At 58.2% G+C, this 20,890-nt stretch carries 18 protein-coding genes; 10 read left to right on the top strand and 8 right to left on the bottom strand.

What is annotated here, in order from left to right; genetic code table 11:
• The first annotated feature begins 49 nt into the window (after positions 1 to 49).
• The 3 genes from D777_RS07780 to D777_RS07770 all read left to right on the top strand — a co-directional run bounded on the left by D777_RS07780 (position 50) and on the right by D777_RS07770 (position 3,961).
• Entirely contained in the window at positions 50 to 1,561 is a 1,512-nt protein-coding gene (locus D777_RS07780; RefSeq protein ID WP_036131185.1) for a CoA-acylating methylmalonate-semialdehyde dehydrogenase, read from the top strand.
• Positions 1,562 to 1,577: 16 nt separating this feature from the next.
• The gene (locus D777_RS07775) at positions 1,578 to 3,251 is read left to right on the top strand and encodes a GMC family oxidoreductase (RefSeq protein ID WP_036130285.1); all 1,674 of its coding nucleotides are present in this window, start codon (positions 1,578 to 1,580) and stop codon (positions 3,249 to 3,251) included.
• An 89-nt stretch (positions 3,252 to 3,340) separates the two neighbouring features.
• Positions 3,341 to 3,961, top strand: coding sequence for a LysE family translocator (locus tag D777_RS07770; RefSeq protein WP_036130282.1), 621 nt, complete (start codon positions 3,341 to 3,343; stop codon positions 3,959 to 3,961).
• A 3-nt stretch (positions 3,962 to 3,964) separates the two neighbouring features.
• Here the strand turns inward: D777_RS07770 and D777_RS07765 are convergent, their stop codons facing one another.
• The 4 genes from D777_RS07765 to D777_RS07750 all read right to left on the bottom strand — a co-directional run bounded on the left by D777_RS07765 (position 3,965) and on the right by D777_RS07750 (position 7,715).
• A complete protein-coding gene (locus D777_RS07765; protein WP_036130280.1) occupies positions 3,965 to 4,636 on the bottom strand; it encodes a Rossmann-fold NAD(P)-binding domain-containing protein in 672 nt (223 codons plus the stop codon).
• A 132-nt stretch (positions 4,637 to 4,768) separates the two neighbouring features.
• Positions 4,769 to 6,295, bottom strand: a complete 1,527-nt coding sequence (locus D777_RS07760) for a tripartite tricarboxylate transporter permease (protein ID WP_036130278.1) — start codon at positions 6,293 to 6,295, stop codon at positions 4,769 to 4,771.
• Positions 6,295 to 6,741 (bottom strand): tripartite tricarboxylate transporter TctB family protein, encoded by a 447-nt coding sequence (locus tag D777_RS07755; protein WP_036130277.1) that lies wholly within the window; start codon positions 6,739 to 6,741, stop codon positions 6,295 to 6,297. The genes D777_RS07760 and D777_RS07755 overlap by 1 nt, the downstream gene beginning before the upstream one ends.
• Positions 6,738 to 7,715 carry a Bug family tripartite tricarboxylate transporter substrate binding protein gene (locus tag D777_RS07750; RefSeq protein WP_036130274.1) on the bottom strand — a complete coding sequence of 326 codons (978 nt, stop codon included), beginning with the start codon at positions 7,713 to 7,715 and terminating at the stop codon, positions 6,738 to 6,740. The genes D777_RS07755 and D777_RS07750 overlap by 4 nt, the downstream gene beginning before the upstream one ends.
• 237 nt (positions 7,716 to 7,952) lie before the next feature.
• Here D777_RS07750 and D777_RS07745 point away from each other — a divergent pair, with 237 nt between their 5' ends.
• From D777_RS07745 to D777_RS07730, 4 genes are all read left to right on the top strand, one after another.
• The gene (locus D777_RS07745; protein ID WP_454544841.1) at positions 7,953 to 9,569 is read left to right on the top strand and encodes an ATP-binding protein; all 1,617 of its coding nucleotides are present in this window, start codon (positions 7,953 to 7,955) and stop codon (positions 9,567 to 9,569) included.
• Positions 9,566 to 10,252 carry a response regulator gene (locus D777_RS07740; RefSeq protein WP_036130272.1) on the top strand — a complete coding sequence of 229 codons (687 nt, stop codon included), beginning with the start codon at positions 9,566 to 9,568 and terminating at the stop codon, positions 10,250 to 10,252. The genes D777_RS07745 and D777_RS07740 overlap by 4 nt, the downstream gene beginning before the upstream one ends.
• 74 nt (positions 10,253 to 10,326) lie before the next feature.
• Complete coding sequence (locus tag D777_RS07735) at positions 10,327 to 10,839, top strand: DUF2244 domain-containing protein (RefSeq protein WP_036130271.1); 513 nt, start codon at positions 10,327 to 10,329, stop codon at positions 10,837 to 10,839.
• Positions 10,840 to 10,937: 98 nt separating this feature from the next.
• Positions 10,938 to 11,966, top strand: coding sequence for a sterol desaturase family protein (locus tag D777_RS07730; protein WP_051669009.1), 1,029 nt, complete (start codon positions 10,938 to 10,940; stop codon positions 11,964 to 11,966).
• On the opposite strand, the gene D777_RS07725 is transcribed toward D777_RS07730, so the two are convergent.
• From D777_RS07725 to D777_RS07715, 3 genes are all read right to left on the bottom strand, one after another.
• The gene (locus D777_RS07725; protein WP_036130268.1) at positions 11,967 to 12,749 is read right to left on the bottom strand and encodes a substrate-binding periplasmic protein; all 783 of its coding nucleotides are present in this window, start codon (positions 12,747 to 12,749) and stop codon (positions 11,967 to 11,969) included. It abuts the gene before it with no gap.
• 128 nt (positions 12,750 to 12,877) lie between these two features.
• On the bottom strand, positions 12,878 to 13,765 hold the full coding sequence (locus D777_RS07720) for a DMT family transporter (protein WP_036130266.1): 888 nt from the start codon (positions 13,763 to 13,765) through the stop codon (positions 12,878 to 12,880).
• A 146-nt stretch (positions 13,766 to 13,911) separates the two neighbouring features.
• A complete protein-coding gene (locus D777_RS07715) occupies positions 13,912 to 14,151 on the bottom strand; it encodes a TIGR02647 family protein (protein WP_036130264.1) in 240 nt (79 codons plus the stop codon).
• Positions 14,152 to 14,204: 53 nt separating this feature from the next.
• On the opposite strand from D777_RS07715, the gene D777_RS07710 reads away from it, so the two are divergent.
• The 3 genes from D777_RS07710 (at position 14,205) to D777_RS07700 (ending at position 17,143) form a co-directional block, all read left to right on the top strand.
• On the top strand, positions 14,205 to 14,930 hold the full coding sequence (locus tag D777_RS07710) for a pseudouridine synthase (protein WP_036130262.1): 726 nt from the start codon (positions 14,205 to 14,207) through the stop codon (positions 14,928 to 14,930).
• A gap of 36 nt (positions 14,931 to 14,966) precedes the next feature.
• Positions 14,967 to 16,307 carry a dicarboxylate/amino acid:cation symporter gene (locus D777_RS07705; protein WP_036130259.1) on the top strand — a complete coding sequence of 447 codons (1,341 nt, stop codon included), beginning with the start codon at positions 14,967 to 14,969 and terminating at the stop codon, positions 16,305 to 16,307.
• A 137-nt stretch (positions 16,308 to 16,444) separates the two neighbouring features.
• Positions 16,445 to 17,143, top strand: coding sequence for a lytic transglycosylase domain-containing protein (locus tag D777_RS07700; RefSeq protein WP_051669008.1), 699 nt, complete (start codon positions 16,445 to 16,447; stop codon positions 17,141 to 17,143).
• A 32-nt stretch (positions 17,144 to 17,175) separates the two neighbouring features.
• On the opposite strand, the gene putA is transcribed toward D777_RS07700, so the two are convergent.
• Positions 17,176 to 20,805, bottom strand: coding sequence for a bifunctional proline dehydrogenase/L-glutamate gamma-semialdehyde dehydrogenase PutA (gene putA / locus D777_RS07695; RefSeq protein ID WP_036130257.1), 3,630 nt, complete (start codon positions 20,803 to 20,805; stop codon positions 17,176 to 17,178).
• Positions 20,806 to 20,890: the final 85 nt, after the last annotated feature.

Raw genomic sequence — 20,890 nt, 5'->3', positions numbered from 1 at the left:
TCCGAAAGCCACCAGCGACAAATCTGACCAAATGCAGAACGAGGCCAACATGACCAGCGCAACCATCCAGCATTATATCAATGGGCAAATGTCACAAGGCGACTCCGGCCAGAATCAAGACGTTTACAACCCGGCGACCGGTAAAGTATCCGGGCAGGTTGCACTGGCCAACCGCTCCGACGTTGACCAGGCCGTGGCCGCTGCCGAAGCGGCCTTTCCGGCCTGGGCTGACACCCCGCCGATTCGCCGCGCCCGGGTCATGTTCAAGTTCCTGGAGTTGCTCAACAAGCACAAAGACGACCTCGCCCGCGCCATTACCGCAGAACATGGCAAGGTCTTCACCGATGCCCAGGGTGAGGTAAGCCGGGGCATCGACATCGTCGAATTTGCCTGCGGCATTCCGCAGCTTCTGAAAGGCGATTACACCGAGCAGGTCAGCACCGGCATTGATAACTGGACCACTCGTCAGCCTCTGGGCGTCGTTGCCGGTGTTACACCGTTCAACTTCCCGGCCATGGTGCCCATGTGGATGTTCCCGGTTGCCATCGCCGCGGGCAACACCTTCATTCTCAAGCCCAGCCCGCTGGACCCCAGCGCCTCGCTGATGATCGCCGATCTTCTGAAGCAGGCAGGGCTGCCGGATGGCGTATTCAACGTGGTACAGGGCGACAAGGAAGCCGTTGAGGCGCTGATCGAGCATCCGGATGTGCAGGCGCTGAGCTTTGTGGGCTCGACACCCATCGCCAACCTGCTCTACGAGAAAGGCGCGAAACACGGCAAGCGCATCCAGGCGCTGGGTGGCGCCAAGAACCACATGGTGGTGATGCCGGATGCTGATCTGGACAAAGCGGTGGATGCCCTCATTGGTGCCGCCTACGGCAGTGCCGGCGAGCGCTGCATGGCCATCAGCGTTGCCGTACTGGTCGGCGACGTGGCCGATAAAATCGTTCCTCAACTGGCTGAACGCGCGAAGTCTCTCAAGGTCAAAAATGGCGAAGAGTTGGATGCCGAAATGGGACCGATCGTCACGGCTGGCGCTCATCAGCGGATTACCGGCTACATCGAAAAAGGGGTGGCCGAAGGTGCGGACCTGGTCGTCGACGGCCGGGACTTTGACACCAGCACCACCGGCGAAGGCTGTGCCGACGGCTTCTGGATGGGTGGCACGCTGTTCGACAACGTTACTCCGGACATGACCATCTACAAGGAAGAGATCTTCGGCCCGGTGCTGGTCTGCGTCCGGGTGCCGGATATCGCCACCGCCATCAAACTGATCAACGATCACGAGTTCGGCAATGGGGTCAGCTGTTTCACCGAAAGCGGTAACGTGGCACGGGAATTTGGCCGCCGTATCCAGGTTGGCATGGTTGGCATCAACGTCCCCATCCCGGTTCCCATGGCTTGGCACGGTTTTGGCGGCTGGAAGCGTTCCCTGTTTGGCGATACCCACGCCTACGGCGAAGAAGGCGTGAAATTCTACACCCGCCAGAAGTCGATCATGCAGCGCTGGTCCGACTCCATCGACGCCGGCGCGGAATTTGTCATGCCCACGGCCAAATAACACTGGAGGCTGAGCCATGTCCGATAACAATAAGACATCGGGGCATCCGGAATTCGATTACATCATTGTGGGCGCCGGCACAGCCGGTTGCCTGCTGGCCAACCGTCTCAGCGGCAACCCCGCCAACCGGGTGCTGCTGATCGAAGCCGGTGGCCGGGACAACTACCACTGGATACATATTCCGGTGGGCTACCTCTACTGCATCGACAACCCCCGAACCGACTGGCGCTTTCGCACCGAGCCGGATCCGGGCCTGAACGGTCGCTCCCTGATCTATCCACGGGGCAAAACCCTGGGTGGCTGTTCCAGCATCAATGGCATGCTCTATATTCGGGGCCAGGCGAGAGACTATGATCACTGGGCCTCGGTGACGGGTGAAGATGCCTGGTGCTGGGAAAACTGCCTGCCGGACTTCAAGCGCCACGAGGATCATTACCGACTGGACGAAGGCGGCGATGCGGACCCAGACCATGAGAAGTATCACGGTCATGGCGGCGAATGGCGCATTGAGCACCAACGCCTGAAATGGAAGGTACTGGAAGATTTTGCCACGGCCGCCGTCGAAGCAGGCGTACCCAGAACCCGGGATTTCAATCGTGGCGATAACGAAGGGGTTGATTACTTCGAGGTCAACCAGCGATCCGGTTGGCGCTGGAACACTTCCAAGGCGTTCCTCAGGGAAGCCGAGAAACGGCCCAACCTGACACTCTGGCATTCCAGCCAGGTACTGGGGCTGGAAACCGAAACCATCGACGGGAAACAGCCCCGCTGCACAGGCGTTCGAGTGGAACGGGCCGGCTACGGTGAGATTCTTGCCCAGGCGGCGAGAGAGGTCGTTCTCTCGGCCGGCGCCATTGGCTCGCCACAGATCCTGCAGCTTTCCGGAATCGGGCCAGCCGCGCTACTCGCAGAGCATGACATTCCGGTGGTTGCCGACCTGCCCGGCGTGGGCGAGAACCTGCAGGATCACTTGCAGATTCGATCGGTGTACAAGGTCAAAGGCGCCAAGACCCTGAATACCATGGCCAACTCGCTGATCGGCAAGGCCCGTATAGGCCTGGAATATGTCCTTTCCCGATCCGGTCCGATGAGCATGGCCCCGTCCCAGTTATGCCTGTTTACCCGCAGCTCGGAAGACTATAAACACGCCAATATCGAGTATCACGTTCAGCCCCTCAGCCTGGAGGCCTTTGGCCAGCCGTTGCACGACTTCCCGGCCATTACCGCCAGCGTCTGCAACCTGAACCCCACCAGCCGCGGTACCGTGCAGATCCGCAGCAGGGATCCACGCGAGGCACCGGCCATTGCACCGAACTATCTCAGCACCCCGGAAGACAGAAAGGTGGCAGCAGACTCGCTTCGGGTAACTCGCCGTATCGCTGAGCAACCGGCGTTTTCCCGCTACCAGCCAGAAGAGTTCAAACCGGGCGCCCAATACCAGACCGATGAAGAGCTCGCCAAGCTGGCAGGCGATATCGGCACAACGATTTTCCACCCGGTTGGCACCACCCGCATGGGACACGCCGAAGACGAAATGGCCGTGGTGGACCCTCACCTGCGCGTTCGTGGGGTGAGCGGTCTCCGCGTTGTAGATGCCGGCGTGATGCCAACCATCACCAGTGGAAACACCAACTCACCCACCCTGATGATCGCCGAGAAAGCCGCCGGCTGGATCCTTGCTGGCCACTGAGTGTGGGACCGTTGCATTTGACAGGTTTTCCAGAAGCAACAGGCTGCTACCATTAGCGGCCTGTTTTATTTGCAAAGGACTGTATCGAGATGACCCTCGCCACCTGGCTGACCGTCGTGACCATCTGCATCCTGGGCGCCATGTCTCCGGGCCCTTCTCTGGCACTGGTGCTTAAGCAGACACTGAGCGGGGGGCGGCGCAACGGGATGATTACCGCCGTCTCCCATGGTCTGGGTATTGGAGTTTATGCGTTTCTCAGCATCCTCGGCCTGGCCGCGGTGATCACCACATCGCCAACAGTGTTTCCAGCCCTGCAATGGGGCGGGGCGCTCTACCTGGCATGGATCGGATTCAAGGGCATAACCGCAAAGCCCGCGCAGAACAACGAAATGCCGGAGATTCCGACCACCACCAGCGCGGCGCGGGATGGCTTTCTGATGGCCTTTTTCAATCCCAAGGCTGCGGTGTTTTTCCTGGCCCTGTTCAGCCAGGTTATCGGCACTGACACCAGCCTGCTGGCCAAGGCTGGCTATGCTGCTACGGCGCTGATGATCGATACCGGCTGGTACCTGATCGTTGTCTGGCTGTTCTCGAATCCGAAATGGCTGGCCGCACTGCGACGCCGGGCGGTCTGGTTTGAGCGCGTATTCGGCGCGGTTCTGGTTGCACTGGCCGGGCGACTGGTCGCCGGCATTCTGACCGGAAAATGATCCCTACTCCGCGAGCGCGACAATCTCGGGATACTGGCGTATCTGAAGCACCTGCTCGGCAGCCGTCTCGGACGCGAGTCCGCAAATTTCATTGACCATTGCCCCGGCCACCGTTTCGGCATCAATCGCGCGGTACTTGTCCAGGGGCCCTACCAGAAACCGGTTTACCAGCGGCATAGCCTTCTGCCCGAGCGCCTCGCCAGTGCGGTTTTCGTGCCGGTCGCCCAGCAGCAAGCTGGGATGATAGATGGAGAGATAGGGGAACCCCAGGGCCCGAACGGCGTCCTCCAGCTCCCCCTTCACCCGGTTGTAGAAGATGGTGGAGTCCGAAGAGGCACCAATCGCCGACATCAGGATCATGGACCGGGCACCCTGCTCCCTGGCCAGTTTCGCTGCCGTCAGCGGGTAGCCAAAATCCACCTTGCGAAAGGTTTCCTGGGACCCCGCCTTTTTGATGGTGGTGCCCAGACAGCAAACCAGTCCATCCACCGCAAACAAATCCGGAGACTGGTCCAGCTCTTCAAAGTTCACAACCCGCTGGTCCAGTTTTGAGTGCTCTACATCCAAGGGCGTTCGCAACAGTACAATAACCCGTTTGACCTCGGGCCTGGCAAGAAGCCCTTTCACTACCAGGCTTCCGGTCAATCCGGTCGCGCCGAGCACCATGATGTCCATGCTTAAAATCCCTGCTTCGTTTTCGGGTGGAAGTTGTACTGCGTAGAGTCTATCAGCCAGACAAAAAAAAGCACCGGGCAAAACCCGGTGCAAAGACTGACAACGATGAGTCAGTGGGAGCTGAAAAGATCATCAATCGCTTACAGGTGTTTCCTTCATCGCAGCGTGCATACGACGACGCAGGATCGGACCGACAATGTAAGGAAGCAGGAGGCCGAGACCGGCAACCACCCAGAGGCCGATGGACAGCGAGCTGGACCAGAGGATGCTCCAGTCCCCATCGGACAGTACCAGTGCGTGCCCCAGGTTCTTCTCCATTTCCGGACCCAGCAAAAGACCAAGAATGATCGGGACCAGCGGAATCTCCAGCTTACGCAGGAAATAACCCGCCACACCGAAGGCCACCATGAAGTAAAGATCGAATGTGCTGTGGCTGATGGAGTAGATGCCCACAAAGGCCACCATGGTCACAATGGGCAACAGGAACATCGGCGGCACGGACAGCAGCTTCACAAAGAATCCGACCAGCGGAATATTCAGCACCAGCAGCAACACATTGCCGATCAGCAAGGCCGCGATCACCCCCCAGACAATGTCCGCGTTCTGGGTGAACATCAGCGGCCCCGGGGTGATGTTCAGGGAGATCAACATCGCCAGCAGTACCGCAGTGGTGCCACTGCCCGGCACACCGAGGGTCAGCATCGGCACCAGGGCACCCGAGGAGGCGCCGTTGTTGCCAGCTTCAGGCGCAGCAACACCGCGGATATCCCCTTCCCCGAACTTGCCTTTCTTGCCGATCACCTGCTTTTCCAGGGTGTAGCTGATGAAGCTGCCGAGGGAGGCGCCAGCGCCGGGAAGAACCCCCGCAATGAAGCCCAGCACGCCGCCACGCACCTGCGTGGGCAGGGTGGAAATGACTTCTTTGGCGGTCAGTGTCAGTTTGCCCACCGTCATCTTGTCGCGACCGCCGCCCATCCGGTGCTCTACGAAAAACAGCAGTTCCGAGATAGCAAACAGCCCAACAATGGCCAGAATGAAGTCGATGCCTTCATACAGCTCCAGCACCCCGAAGGTGTAACGCTGGGTGCCGGTGGAGATATCAATACCCACGGTTGAGATCATGATACCGAGCGTTGCCGCGATCACGGTTTTCATCGGATTCTTGCCGGTAATACCACCCAGGGTGGCGAACGCCAGCAGGAATAGCGCAAAGTACTCCGCGGGACCAAAGGTCAGGGCAAATTTCGCCAGTATCGGAGCAAGCATGATCAGGCCAATGGTGCCGATCAGGCTGCCGGCAAAAGAGGCTATGGCCGACGCGGCCAGAGCATCGGCTGCGCGACCGTTCCGTGCCATGGGATAGCCATCCAGGCACGTCATCATGGCCGGCTCGTCACCGGGAATGTTCAGCAGAATCGATGAAATACGGCCACCGTACATGGCACCGGCATACACTGCCGTCAGCAAAATCATCGCGGTTTCCGGAGGCAGACCGAGCGTGAATGCCAGCGGAATCAGGATCGCCACGCCATTGGCCGGCCCCAGTCCCGGCAAACAGCCGATCAGAGTGCCCACAAAGGCACCAAACAGGGCAAACATGAGGTTGTACGGTGTAAAGGCCACCGCAAACCCGTCCATCAGGAATCCAAGCGTTTCCATCAGTGCACCTCCAGCAGACCAGCCGGCAGGCTCAGGGACAAGCCGTAGTTAAAGAGGACAAACACCACAACCGCACTGACGAGCCCGGTGATGAAGGCTCGCTTGGGCGCGGCCCCCATTCGCCAGCTGAGAACGCCCACAGCCAGGGTTGTAGACACGATGAATCCGAGGGGCTCCAGCAGGAAGGCGTACACCACCAGCACCACGACGGAGATCAACAGTTCGAGGGCGGATTTGCCCATAGGCCACTGAGCATCCGGATCGGGCTTGATCATCAGGTAGAGACTTCCGGCCACCAGAACCACAGAAAGAATGGTGGGGAAGGTTTCCGGGCCCACACCCTCGGCGCCACCAAACGGCTCGGGCCACTGTTGGGCGGCCCAGCCATAGGCAACGGCGAGGACCAGAAGGCCCAGGCCGAGAGTACGATCACCAAGGCTGGTCATTTCAGCAGCCCGATTTCGCGAGACAGTTGTTCAATGTCCTTCACCTGGTTACGGACAAAGGCTTCAAACTCGTCCGCAGGCGGATGGAACGGAATCAGCCCGTTGCTGAGCATGACTTTGCGCCACTCATCGCTGGCGTACAGAGTCTCGACAGCATCAACCCAGTACTCTTTGGCCTCTTGATCAGCCCCTTTCGGCATATAGAAACCACGCCAGTTGGGACCAACGGCATCAATACCCTGCTCTTTGGCTGTCGGCAGGTCACCAAACTTTCCTGGCAGTCGCTCGTCCGCCAGCACCGCGATGACACGCAGATCACCCGATTCCATGAAACCGGTTGCTTCGGAAATATCCCCTGTGAAGGCATCAACCTGGCCACCGACTACCTGAGTCATGGCCTCGCCACCGTTGTTATATGACAGGTAAGGGATACGAGGCAGGTTTCCAGCACCCGCTGCTTTGGCAGCGATCAGCACTTTCAGGTGGTCCCAGCCACCTCGGGCACTACCACCAGCAAACTTGACCGATTTTGGATTGGCTTTAACGGCATCCATCAGTTCATTCAGGTTCTGGTATTTCGAGTCTTTACCGACCGCGATGATGCCGTAGTCAGCACCCAAAGCACCAACCCAGGTCACCATATCGGCATTCATACCAGGGAACTGTTTTTGTGCCAGACGGGTCGTCGTCGCAGTGGATGCGGCAACCAGCAACTTGTCATCCTCAGCCCGCTTGCTCACGGTGTGGGCAAACGCGACGCCGCCACCGGCGCCCGCCATATTCACGGTCTGCACGCTGCCATCAACCAGGTCGAGTTGCTGCATGACATTGCCAACACTGCGACAGGTGAAATCCCAACCGCCGCCTGGATCTGCAGGCGCGAGGCATTCGACTTTACCGGAAGGCTGCCAGGCAAAGGCAGACATGGAGACGGCCGCGGCCGCCACGAAGGACAGAGTTCGTTTCATCAACATTGTTGCACCTCATCAACTTGTTTTTGTCATCACTCCTGAGGCAGGACCGTGTCCCTGGCGTTGGCAGACCAGAGGAGCGAATGGACTCAGGTTAATAGGCACAAGTCGCTACAATGAAGCTTGTGAACGTAAGTCCTTTATTGGCTTTAAAACCCATTTTGTTCATAAAGATCACGGGCATCTGCCCCATGGATGCATTACCCTGATCAGAAAATGACAATAAGCCTTACCGGATCCGTGTTGCGTAAGACAAAACTCAAAACCCGAATGATCCTCACCCTGGGATTTCTCGGCGCCTTCCAAACCATCCTCATTGGTGGCTTCGCTGGCTATTACCTGAGTGACTCGCTCTATGACGAGATCGCCCGGCGAGCATTGATGGTGGCGAAAACCGTTGCGGCGACCCCGGCCGTCATCAATGGCATCCGCTCCCGGGATATTCCGGACCTGAACCGGCTGGCCGCACGCCTGGCGGACACCAACGAAGCACTGTTTATCGTTATTGGTGATCACGAGGCTATCCGGCTGGCCCACCCCGACACATCACGCATCGGCTTCTCCATGGCCGATGATGATGGCGACGACGGGCGGGAAGCACTGGTCAACGGCAATGCTTACGTCGGGCGGGCCAAGGGCAGTCTGGGTGAATCCATGCGCGGCAAAGCACCAGTGAAAGCCCCGGATTCCGGGGATATTATCGGTATCGTGTCCGTCGGTTACAGCCTGGATCAGGTAGACACCACCATTCAGCGCTACAACATTGTGCTATACAGCGTTGTCGGCGCCGCACTTCTGTTCACGATCCTTTCGGCTATCGTTATCGCCGGGCGGTTCAAGCGTGCCATTTTCGGGCTGGAACCCGAAGAAATCGCCCGTCTTTTCCAGGAACGGGACGCAACCTTGCAATCGGTTCGGGAAGGCATCATTGCGGTCAACCGCGAAGGGATCATCACCACCGCAAACCGCGCCGCCCACGAAACTCTCAACCTGTCACCAGACGAATCACTGGCGGGCACCCCACTTCTGGATATCCTCCCGGACAGCAGCCTGATGTCCGTGCTCGAGTCGGGGCAACCGGATTTCGATCGGGAAATCTGGTTGAGAGGCCGCCAGATGGTGGTCAACCGACTACCGGTCCGACAGGGAAATGACATCATCGGCGTGGTGGCCAGTTTCCGTCTCAGTAATGAGCTGGATCAGGTCAGTCGACGCCTCACCCGTATTCAGCAGTACGCCGACACTCTGCGCAGCCAGACCCACGAGTACTCCAACAAGCTCCATACCATTGCAGGGCTGATCCAGATTGGCGCCCACGATGAAGCCCTGAACCTGATCGGCAGCGAAGTGAGCGACCATCAGGCGCTCTTGCACCTGCTACTGGAGGCCGTCCCCGACCCGGTGATTGCCGGGTGCCTGCTGGGCAAGTACAACCGCGCCCGGGAAATGGGGCTTCGTCTGGACATTGATCCTGACAGCCGGATGACCGATATTCCCGAACTTCTGCCCCGGGACCAGCTGGTCAGTATCCTTGGCAACCTGATCGACAATGCGCTGGAGGCAACGCGCCTTCACTCCGGCGAGGGAGGCCGGGTTCGCCTGTCCATGACAGATCTGGGCGAGGAACTAATCTTTGAGGTAGAAGATGAAGGACCTGGCGTTCCCGAGGAAGCCCAGCGAAAAATCTTCGAACGGGGCGTCAGCAGCAAAGGTGAGGACCACGGCATCGGCCTGCACCTGGTGCAGCAGTTCCTGAACCGTTGGGGCGGCTCCATCACGGTAGAGAATCTGGCCGAAAAAGGCAGTCGATTCACCCTCTATCTGCCCAAACGACCGGAGGAGAGGACAAGCCTGTGACACCCATCCGCATACTCATCGTCGAGGACGATCGCAAGATTGCTGAGATCCAGCGCCGCTTTGTGGAGCGTCTGGAAGGCTTGGAATTATGCGGCATCGCACACACGATGGCCGATGCCCGGGATCTCGTGGAGGTGATGTCGCCTGACCTCATCCTGCTGGATGTGTACTTCCCGGACGGCAACGGCCTGGATCTGCTACGGGAACTTCGGGCGATTGACAGCAGCAGCGATGTCATCCTGATCACCGCCGCCAAGGAGGTAGAAACGCTTCGCAGCGCCCTGCGTGGTGGTGTATTCGACTATATCCTCAAGCCTCTGGTGTTTGAACGTCTGCAGGATGCCATCAGTCGATACCGTGACCACTTGAACCGCCTGTCGGGCCTGCATCAACTGGCACAGAAAGAAGTGGACGCTCTGCTCCCCCGTAGCAGTGGTGAAGACGAGACGCCGAAGGAAGAACGCCTGCCCAAAGGCATCGACGCCCTGACCCTGAACAAAATCCGGGCGGTAGCCGCCCGGGGCGGACAGTGGAGCGCAGAAGAAGTGGGCGCTGAAATGGGAGCATCACGCACAACCGCGCGACGGTACCTGGAATACCTGGTCGGAACCGGAGAACTCTCGGCGGAGGTGACCTATGGTTCCGTTGGCCGGCCCGAACGGCGCTATGCCCACAAGACCTGAGCGTCATCCTTGACTATGATCAATAATTAAACAGGCCACGTACATTCCCTATGGAATCGGCGAGGTGAAGATCCATGGTCCAGGCCCTGCACCACCCAGGAGGCACCCGTCTCCTGTTGACACCCAATCGCTCATTAAGCTGGCGAGGCAATCTCCGGTTCCTGGCGGCGTTGACCCTGTTATCTGCCATCATCGCCACCGGATGGGCCCTGGTGGGTGCCTGGGTCATATTGCCCTTCGCCGGCATCGAATTGATTGCCGTCGCGGCTGGAATCTACACAACCTCCAGGGACTGCCAGCGTAAGGAAGTGCTCACAATGGAAGGCAATACCATACGCCTGGAAAAGGGCCGGCAGCGGCGCAACGCCCAGTGGACACTGCCTCGCCATCAGACTCACCTGGAACTTGACGAGGCACCACACCCGTTTGCGCCAGCGAGACTTTATCTCCATCACCGCAACGAACACATTTCTGTCGGTGGTTTCCTCAATGTCGAAGACACCGAGGCGCTCCTCAATACGCTCAAAGGCCTCGGATTCACGATAGACCGACACCGACCTGGCCCGGAGATTCGGCTCTGGTTTTGATCACCAACAACTCGCATTTGCAGCTGATAACCGATCTCATTGAAGTGATCAAGAAATACACCTATAATTCGGCTCGATTTCAATGAAGGCCGACCGTTTTGGACGCTTTTTCGACGCTTCTCGAACACCTCGATCAGTACATTTTCGAACCGGTTACTCACCAGTTTCTCGGCTTGTTCGATCTGAATGGGCGTCTGGGCATCCTGTTTCTCGGCATATCCCTCCTGGTTGCCTTTGCGCTGTTCAGAGTCAACTTACGCACAGGGCAAACAGACACCCGTTCATTCTGGCAGTTTCTGGGCGGCTCCCGGGTCCATCTACATCGCTCGGCATTGCTGGACTATCGCTACTACCTGATCCGGGCCGTCCTGAAGGTTGCGCTGGTGTTGCCAGTCGTTGCCCTGGTTGATCCCTATATTCTTCAGTCAGGCGACTACATCGCGTTCTTTACCAATCTCTGGGGTGCCCGCCCCCAAACTGGCGAGAACCTGTCTCTGTCCCTGCTGTATGGCCTCGGCCTTTTCCTGGTTTACGACTTCAAGCATTACTGGGTTCATCGCGCGTTCCACTCGAAATGGCTCTGGGAATTCCACAAGGTGCATCATTCGGCACCGGTTCTGGTGCCGCCCACCGCCAGCCGGATTCACTTTGTAGAAAAAATAGTGGAGAGAATTGCAACTGCGGTCGTGGTCGGTGCCTACGCAGGGACATTCTGGTATGCCTGCGGCGGGGAGATCAGCCGCTACACGCTGTTTGGCGTGACCTATTTGACCTTCATCTTCAACAGCCTGGCTGCCAACCTGCGGCACAGCCATGTGTGGCTCTCATTCGGCCCGAGGGTTGAGCGCTTTCTGAACAGCCCAGCGCAGCATCAGATCCATCACAGCGACGCACAGCGCCACTTCAACAAGAACTTTGGCACCAACCTGTCGGTGTGGGACTGGATGTTCGGCACCCTCTATGTGACAAGCAGCACGCCTGAACCGATACGATTCGGCACTGGTCAGCGGGATGCCGAACATTACCTCACGGTTTACAGCCTGATTGTGACACCGTTTACCAACCTGGCGAGACGGCTCAGGCGACCCGACAGCCCCGAAGGATCAACTCCGGGGCCATCCACCTGATCACTCGTAACGCGCGGCGATCTCGCTCAGATCGCCAGCACTGCGGGCGTCATCGAGAGCTTTTTGCAGGTCTTGAACGATCTCCGGGGAGGTCTGCTTACTGAACGCCAGATACATGGGCGTTTCCCGGAAGACCAGAACCGGCTTGAGCCCGGTCATCCCGTGCTTTTCCGCCATCATGGGGCCAACAAGCCCATCGGTCACCCAGAGATCTGCCTGCCCCAGCTTCAGTCGGTTAGTGTTCACATCGCTGGAAACGCCCATCACGACGTCAAAGCCCTGCTCCACCAGATACTCCGACATAACATCGCCCTTGTATCCGGCGATCTTGAGCTCCCTGGCATCGTCAAGGCTGCCCAGCGTGATATCTGATCCCGGGGCAGCGAACAATGTCCACTTGATGGATGCCAGCGGCCCCACCCACTGGAACTGGTCTTCCCGTTCGTCTGTGCGTGCCGTGCAGAACAGTCCGTGGTTTTCCTTTTTCTGGACACGGTCGTAAGCAAAACTCCAGGCCCGCATTTTCATGACATAGTCGTAGTCCACCCGGGCCAGCATGGCCTTGACCATATCACCGCAGATTCCGGAAATATCGTCTTCACTGTGGGCGAAGTTCTTGCCGGATAGCGATGTATTATAAGGCGGGTAGTTCTCGGTAAAGATATAGAGTCGGTCTGCCGCCATGGCCGTAACAGCCGTGGCTGACAACACCAGACCGACCAGGCTGCGTTTCAGGAGGGACGCTCTCTTGCTCCCCATCAATGCTGTGATGACTGACACCATTATGTCCTTTCCAATGATTCAAATTTGGCGTTTTTGGCCAATGAATCTGATCGATTCTGCCAATTCAGCATATGATTGCTCGTCTGGGAACAAATGTCAGTGACAAATCGTATCTATGCGCGAAAAAATCAGGTTTTCTGTCCTTGGGTGACCGACAGGGCGACCCCCGTAATCGCCACCATACCCCCTGCCATTGCCAGCCCGCCAAGACGCTCATCAAATAGCAGGAATGCCTCCAGTGCGGTCACCGGGGGTACCAGATAGAAAAGACTGGCCACCTGCGAGGCGGCGCCCTGACGGATCAGCCACATCAATAGCAGGATCGCGCCGATCGATACGCCAAGAACCAGCCACGCCATGGACAACTGCAACTGCAGACTCCATTCAACCTCACGGGTTTCCAGGGTGAATGCGCCCACGGCAAAAAACATAGCCGCAGCGCTATACTGAATCAGTGTCCCCGCCACCAAATCCGCGCCAGTGCCGTGCCGCTTCTGGTAGACAGTCCCCATGGATATCCCGGCCAGTGCCAGAAGCGACCAGAGCAATGACCAGATCGTCAGCCCGACACCGGAGCCATGACCACCATATTTTTCCGCCAACACCAGTGCCACACCCAACAGGCCCAGCACCAGGCCCAGCCATTGACGGCCGGACACCGATTCTTTCAGAAAGAAAACCGCAGCGGCAGCCGTCACCAGTGGCTGCAGGCCAACAATCAGAGAAACGACACCGGACGCCATTCCGCCATCAATGGCGTAGTAGACCCCGCCCAGATAACACCCGTGCACAAGGATACCGGTCACTGCCAAATGGCCCGCTCCCCGCCAGCCTGGCCAACGGGTCTTCAGTATCCTGGCCAGAACCACCAAGAGCGAGAGCGTCAGCAACATCCGAATCAGCAACAGCGTGAATGGCTCGGCGTAAGGCAAACCATATTTTGCCCCAATGAAGCCGGTGCTCCAGAGCCACACGAATAAGGCGGGAATAAACAGAGAAAAAAACAGTGACCGCATGAATCTCAACTGGTGGTTAGGACGATGGATATGTCCAACCACTTTAAGAACGAGTCTGCAAACAAAACAGACACAGAAAAACAGGAATCAGACCAGTACAGATGCCTGCACCGGCCCGGGCATAATAATCAGCGAAAGTTGGCGGATCAGCCGCTTTGCAGAATCGATTGCAGCTTCTGTGTCAGGTCCACCGCCTCGGCCCCCAACGGGGTCAGGTAACCGCCGTCTTTCTGACTGATCAATCCCTTGGCAAACAGGCTCTCGGCAGCCTTCACCGTCTCCGGCGCAGCGGTATGGGCATGCACCTTGATACCTTCCTGACTGGAGGTTGACGAAAACTGGGTAAGCAGGTTGAGTTCGGCAAGGCGATCAGCAGAGAATGGCATGGCATTTCCTCGTATTATTGTCGGAATCTCATTCAAGCATAGCTGATTAACCCATGAAGCTCTCCCGAATTCTCAGCAACTGTCACAACATCAGCCGTAAACAGGCCAACGCGCTGATCGCCTCCGGGCAGGTGATCGTTGATGGGCAGATTTGCACAGAGTCCGGACGTGATATTGCGCGTTTTAGCCGGGTTCAAATCAACAAACAGGTTGTGCAGGCGGGCGAAGAAGCCCATTACCTTATGCTCAACAAACCTGCGGGTTATCTCAGCGCCACCGAAGACGACGCCCACACCACCGTGATGGACCTCATTGCCCCTGAGCTTCACCCGGGCCTGCACATTGCCGGGCGTCTGGACCGGGCCAGCACCGGTCTGCTGATTCTCACCAACGACGGCAACTGGTCCCGCCGGCTGACGGAACCCAGGATCAAGATCCCCAAAGTCTACCGTGTAACCACCGCTGAACCGGTGTCCCCGGAGACTGCAGGGCGCTTTGCCGAGGGTATATGGTTCGACTTCGAAAAGCTGACCACCTCGCCTTCCAAGCTGGAAATGCTGGGACAACACGAAGCCCGGGTGACCATCTACGAAGGGCGTTACCATCAGGTCAAACGCATGTTCCACGCGGTTGGCAATCGGGTGACAACACTGCATCGGGAGAGCATGGGCGCCATCCGGCTGGATTCGGGGCTGGCGCCGGGACAATACCGGCGCCTTTCCGGAGAGGAAATCAGGTCGGTACAGCCCACCCGGCCAAGCCAAATGAGCTATTCTTGACTGACAGCGCGTTACCGGAACACGGAAGGTTTCAGCATGCCGGAGACACCAACAGGCGACTATAATCGGCCACTTCGCCACCTCAGCGTTTATCTCTCAGGGCTGGTCAAGGGACGGCTGTGGCTGAAAGTTCTGGTCGGCATGTTCCTGGGGCTGGTTGTCGGCACACTGCTGGGCCCCTCGGTGGGCCTTGTCGAACCCGCCACCGGCACCCTGATCGGTAACTGGCTGGCATTCCCGGGGCAGCTATTCCTGGCCTCGATCCAAATGATCGTCATTCCTCTTGTGATTGCTTCGGTGGTTCGCGGTCTGGCCGCAAGCGAAAACCTGGAGCAGTTGCGCAAACTCGGGGTTCGGGTTACCGGTTTCTTTGTGATCACCACCGCCATTGCCGCCAGTATTGGCCTATGGATCGGAGGACTGTTCAACCCGGGGCAAATGCTGAAAGGGCTTGCGACAACAGCACCCGAAGCCGACACACCCACTTCGACCATGCCCAGCGTACTGGAACTCCCCGAGACCTTGCTGGGACTGATCCCCGGCAATCCGTTGGATGCCATGGTGGAAGGCCAGATGCTGCAGGTGGTGATCTTTTCCATCATCGTCGGGATTGCGCTGGTCAGCATGGCCCCGGAGAAAGCGCGCCCCATGCTCGATCTGCTCGACTCATTGCAGCAGATCTGCATGACCGTGGTGCGATGGGCCATGAGGCTGGCACCATTCGCGGTCTTCGGGCTGATGGCCCAACTGACGACCACCATCGGTTTTACCGCGATGCTGGGCATGGCCTCTTATGTGGCCACCGTGATTGCCGGGCTTCTGGTTCTGCTCGGCTTTTACATGGTCATTCTCAAACTGCTTGCCGGCGAATCCCCGAAACGTTTCCTGAAAAGTACCCGGGACGTCCTGTTGCTTGCTTTCTCCACGTCCAGTTCCGCCGCCGTCATGCCGTTGTCCATTCGGACGGCAGAAGACAAACTCGGGGTCAGACCATCGGTTTCCCAGTTTGTCATCCCCCTGGGAGCCACCATCAACATGAACGGCACTGCCCTGTACCAGGCCGTTGCCACGATATTCCTGGCCCAGGTTTACGGCATTGATCTCAGCATGGGCAGTATGGCATTGGTGGTCGCAATGGCCGTGGGCGCCTCCATTGGATCACCGGCAACTCCCGGTGTGGGCATCGTCATTCTGGCTATGGTGCTGCAAACGGTCGGCGTTCCTCCGGGCGGCATTGCCCTGATTATGGGCGTCGATCGGATTCTGGATATGTGCCGCACCGCCATTAACGTGACGGGAGACCTGGTTACCTGCCGCCTGATGGAAAACTGGTCAGGAGAAAGGTTACCTTCGGAGCGGATACTGGACGAAACCTGATGCGAAATGAGACACCGCTGGCAAACGCTAACTTCGTAACACTTTTCAGACAAAGTGCGGCGTTTTCTCCTCCAGCGAAGGCCGTATAATCTCAGGATCAACGTAAACGGCTGAAAGAGACTCTGTTCGGGCAAAGCATGGCGACTGGAAGAACATCCCTGATTTCATTGATCACGACGACGCTGCTTCTGGGTTCGGCCGCAGCCTGGGCCGACAGTATCCAACGCATTGTGCATGACGATGGCCGGGTAGAATTCACCAACGTCAAACGTGATCAGCCGCGCGCCTCAACCGGCAATGATACGGTGTACCGCTATACCGATGACCATGGTGTGATTGCCTACAGCAGCGACCGGCCCAGCGGTGCAGAGTTTGAGGTGATCCGTTTTCACTGCTACGCCTGTGATCCCAACTCGAAGGTGGACTGGCGCAAAACTCCCTTGTACACCAAGCCCTATCGGAACGAAATACGGACGGCCGCCCGTGAGTTTGGCGTCGATCCGGCGCTGGTCCGGGCCGTGATCCACGCCGAATCCGCCTTCAACGAAAAGGCTCTCTCACCCGTGGGTGCGCAAGGCCTGATGCAGCTTATGCCGGGAACGGCGGATGAACTGGGCGTAAAAAACGCACTGATCGCGGCCGAAAACATCCGGGGCGGCGTCAACTATCTCGCCAGGATGCTGAAGCGATTCGATGGCGATATTAAACTCGCCACCGCCGCCTACAACGCCGGCCCCGGTGCGGTGACCCGCTATGGCACCGTTCCCCCCTACGCCGAAACCAAAGCTTACGTAGAGCGTGTCGGCATTCTCCACGAACGCTACGCCGCTCGGTAATTCCGAACGGCGTAGCGTCGAGCAGCGGTCGCTTACTCCGAAGCGGCAATCAGGCTGGCGTTACCACCTGCCGCCGTGGTATCCACACAGAGGTGGCGTTCAATCACGAACCGTTGGTCCAGCTTGTGCTCGGTGATGATCGGCAGCAGTGCCCCATCACGCTGGGCTAGAGCTTCCCGATACTGCTTCAGCAGCGAACGCTCGGCCACACTGACCACGGCCTCGAATCCGGTCAATGTCGCCAGTGCATCAGGGTCCAACACGCCATTTGCTGCCACAATCGGCAACCCGGCCTTCACCGCGCCCTCAGCCTGCTTTTCCACATCCGGAGCAATCACAACCACCTTGTTGCCCTGTGATAGCGCCGTGGCAGCCTGCTCCATCGCAGACTCGGCATCGGGCCCCAGGCAAAGGATCACGCCACGGGCATGGTCAGACAGATGGTTCTGCTCACCAGTAGGCCCCGGCATCTCCTCGTACCCGGCATCCAGAGGAGCCGGCACGTCACCAAAGAACGGTTTCAGGATTTGCTGACGTTCCTGTGGCTGCGGAGCCGTCAGGGAATCCAGCTTGCCGATCAGTTTCTGGACACGATCCGCAGACAGTACCTTACCGCTGGACTGGGCGGGCTTGCTGATCGTCTCGCCCTTCATGAACCGACGCACATAGTGCGGTCCACCGGCCTTGGGCCCGGTGCCGGACAAACCTTCACCACCGAACGGCTGGGAGCCAACAATCGCACCAATCTGGTTACGGTTAACGTAGGTATTGCCAACCTTGATACGACTGGTGATACGGGCAATCCGGCGATCCACACGGCTGTGAACGCCGAACGTCAGACCGTAACCTTTCGCATTGACCGCATCCACCACCTTGTCGATGTCTTTCGCTTCAAAGGTAGCCACGTGCAGGACCGGACCGAAGATCTCTTCCTCCATGTCCTCAATGCCGTTCACCTTGAGAACCGCGGGCGAAACAAACAAGCCATTTTGCGGCACATCAAGCTTCTTCAGAAGCTGTCCTTTCGCCTCGAACTTGTTGCAGTGATCCACGATCTTCTTGCGGGCATTTTCGTCGATCACCGGCCCAACGTCCGTAGACAGCAACCAGGGGTCACCTATGCCCAGCTCCTCCATGGCCCCGTAGAGCATCTCCAGCAGGTGATCGGCGATGTCCTTCTGCACATAGAGCATGCGCAGGGCAGAGCAGCGCTGACCGGCGCTCTGGAATGACGACGCCAGCACGTCTCTCACCACCTGTTCCGGCAGCGCCGTGGAATCCACAATCATGGCGTTCAGGCCACCGGTTTCCGCAACCAGGGGCGCATCCGGATCCATGTTGTCCGTCATCACTTTGTTAATGCGTTGAGCCGTTGCAGTCGATCCGGTAAAGCAAACACCGGCCACGCGAGGATCGGAGGTGAGCGCCGAACCAACGGTTGCACCAGTACCCGGCAGCAACTGCATGGCAGCCCGGGGAATACCAGCCTCAAGCATCAGCTCAGCAGCACGGACGGCCAACAAGGAAGTCTGTTCGGCAGGCTTCGCAACCACCGCATTGCCCGCCGCCAGGTTCGCCAGAATCTGGCCGGTAAAGATGGCCAACGGGAAGTTCCAGGGTGAGATACAGCAGATCACGCCACGCGCCTCGCCGTCGTTCTGGTAGCGGACACCTTCGTTGGCATAGAACATCGCGAAATCGACGGCCTCACGGATTTCCGCCACCGCATCCAGCAGGGATTTCCCGGCCTCGCGAGTGGTCAGTGCGAACAGCTCGTGGGCATTCTCTTCATACAGATCCCCCACTCTCCGGATGATCGCTGCACGCTCTTCCGCAGGCACCGAAGACCAGCTCTTAAAGCCCTCACTGGCAGCGTCCAGAGCCGCACTGACATCGGCTTCGGAAGCAAAGGTAATTTCACCCACAAGGTCATCGGGGTTCGCCGGGTTGCGAACCTCTACCATATTATCGCTGGAGGAATCGACCGCCATCACCGGGCCACCTTTCCAACGAAACTCTCGGTACTGACCACGTCCTTGCTCCACCTCGGCAATGGTCACCGGATCGGTGATGTCCCAACCTTTGGAGTTACGACGCTGATCGCCGAAGAGCTTTTCAGGCCGCACGATGGCCTTCGAGGAGATGTTCTCGCCCAGGGCATTGACGGCATCGATCGGATCCTTCGCGATTTCTTCCGGTGTGATGCGGGTATCCACAATCTGGTTCACGAACGAACTGTTGGCGCCATTCTCGAGGAGGCGACGCACCAGATAGGCCAACAGGTCACTGTGAGCACCCACCGGGGCGTAGATCCGGCAAGGTACACCACTGTCGGCGATGACCTGGTCGTGCAGGGACTCGCCCATGCCGTGCAAACGCTGGAACTCGAATGCCGATCGATCCAGATCCTTCGCCAGCTCAAGCACTGCCGACACGGAATGGGCATTGTGGGTCGCGAACTGGGGATAGATACGGTCGGTCATGCCCAGCAGCTGCTTTGCGCAGGCCAGATATGACACGTCACTGCACGCCTTGCGGGTAAACACCGGAAAATCCGAGAGCCCCATCACCTGAGCACGCTTGATCTCGGCGTCCCAATAGGCACCCTTGACCAGCCGCACCATGATGCGACGATCCAGCTTCTCAGACAGAGCATAGAGCCAGTTCAGAGTCTGTGCAGAGCGCTTGCCAAAGGCCTGAACAACAATTCCAAAGCCGTTCCAGCCCGCCAGTTCCGGGTCAGACAGGACCGCCTCGATGACATCCAGAGACAGGTCCAGACGATCTTGCTCCTCGGCATCGATATTGAACCCCATGTTGGCCCTGGCGGCCTTTTTGGCGAGTTCAAGGGCTCGCGGTGCAAGCTCCTTCATGACCCGATCCCTGTTGCCGTACTCGTAACGGGCATGGAGGGCAGAAAGCTTTACCGAAATACCCGGATTCGTGCGCACATCGCCCTGACAGTTCTTGGCGATGCTGTCGATGGCATTCGAGTAGGCATTGAAGTAACGAACGGCATCCGCATCCGTACGCGCAGCTTCACCGAGCATGTCATAGGAGTAGGTGTAGCCGCGCTGGACCTGAGCTTCACCGCGATCCTGGGCTTCTTCAATATCCCGCCCCAGAACGAACTGACGCCCCATTTCCTTCATGGCTTGTCCGGCGACGGTTCGAACCACCGGCTCGCCCATTCGTTTGACCAGCTTGCGAAGTGTTTCGCCAACGCTCTGACGCTCTGAGTCCTTAAGCAGGTTGCTGGTCATCAGCAGCGCCATGGTAGCGGTGTTGATCATGCCAGATTGCGCCTTACCAACATGAGCCCCCCAGTTACCGGAGGTAATCTTGTCTTCGATGAGATCGTGTATCGTGAGGTTATCCGGCACCCGCAACAGGGCTTCAGCCAGACACATCAGCGCAACGCCTTCCTTGGTTGTCAGTCCGTACTCCGCCAGAAATTTTTCCATAATGGTTGGGCGGGCGTTCTTGCGGACGCTACGCACCAGGTCAGCGGCGCGAGCAGATATCGCTTCGCGCTCGGCCTGGGACAACTGAGCGTCAGCAATCAACGAATGAATCACCTCGTACTCATCCGCCAGATAGTTCTGACGGATCGCCTGGCGATTAAAGTTCAGGTCCGGATTCACGGATTGCTGCGGTCTCATAGTTGTACCCTCTTATTTAGCTGTTAGTCTTCTCTGTTTCGCATTCTACCGAGAATGAAAAAGACGATTCCTCCATTAAAAAGAA

The sequence above is a fragment of the Marinobacter nitratireducens genome, from assembly GCF_000708045.1.
Classification (GTDB): Bacteria; Pseudomonadota; Gammaproteobacteria; order Pseudomonadales; family Oleiphilaceae; genus Marinobacter; species Marinobacter nitratireducens.
This window is presented reverse-complemented; position numbering and strand designations above follow the sequence as displayed.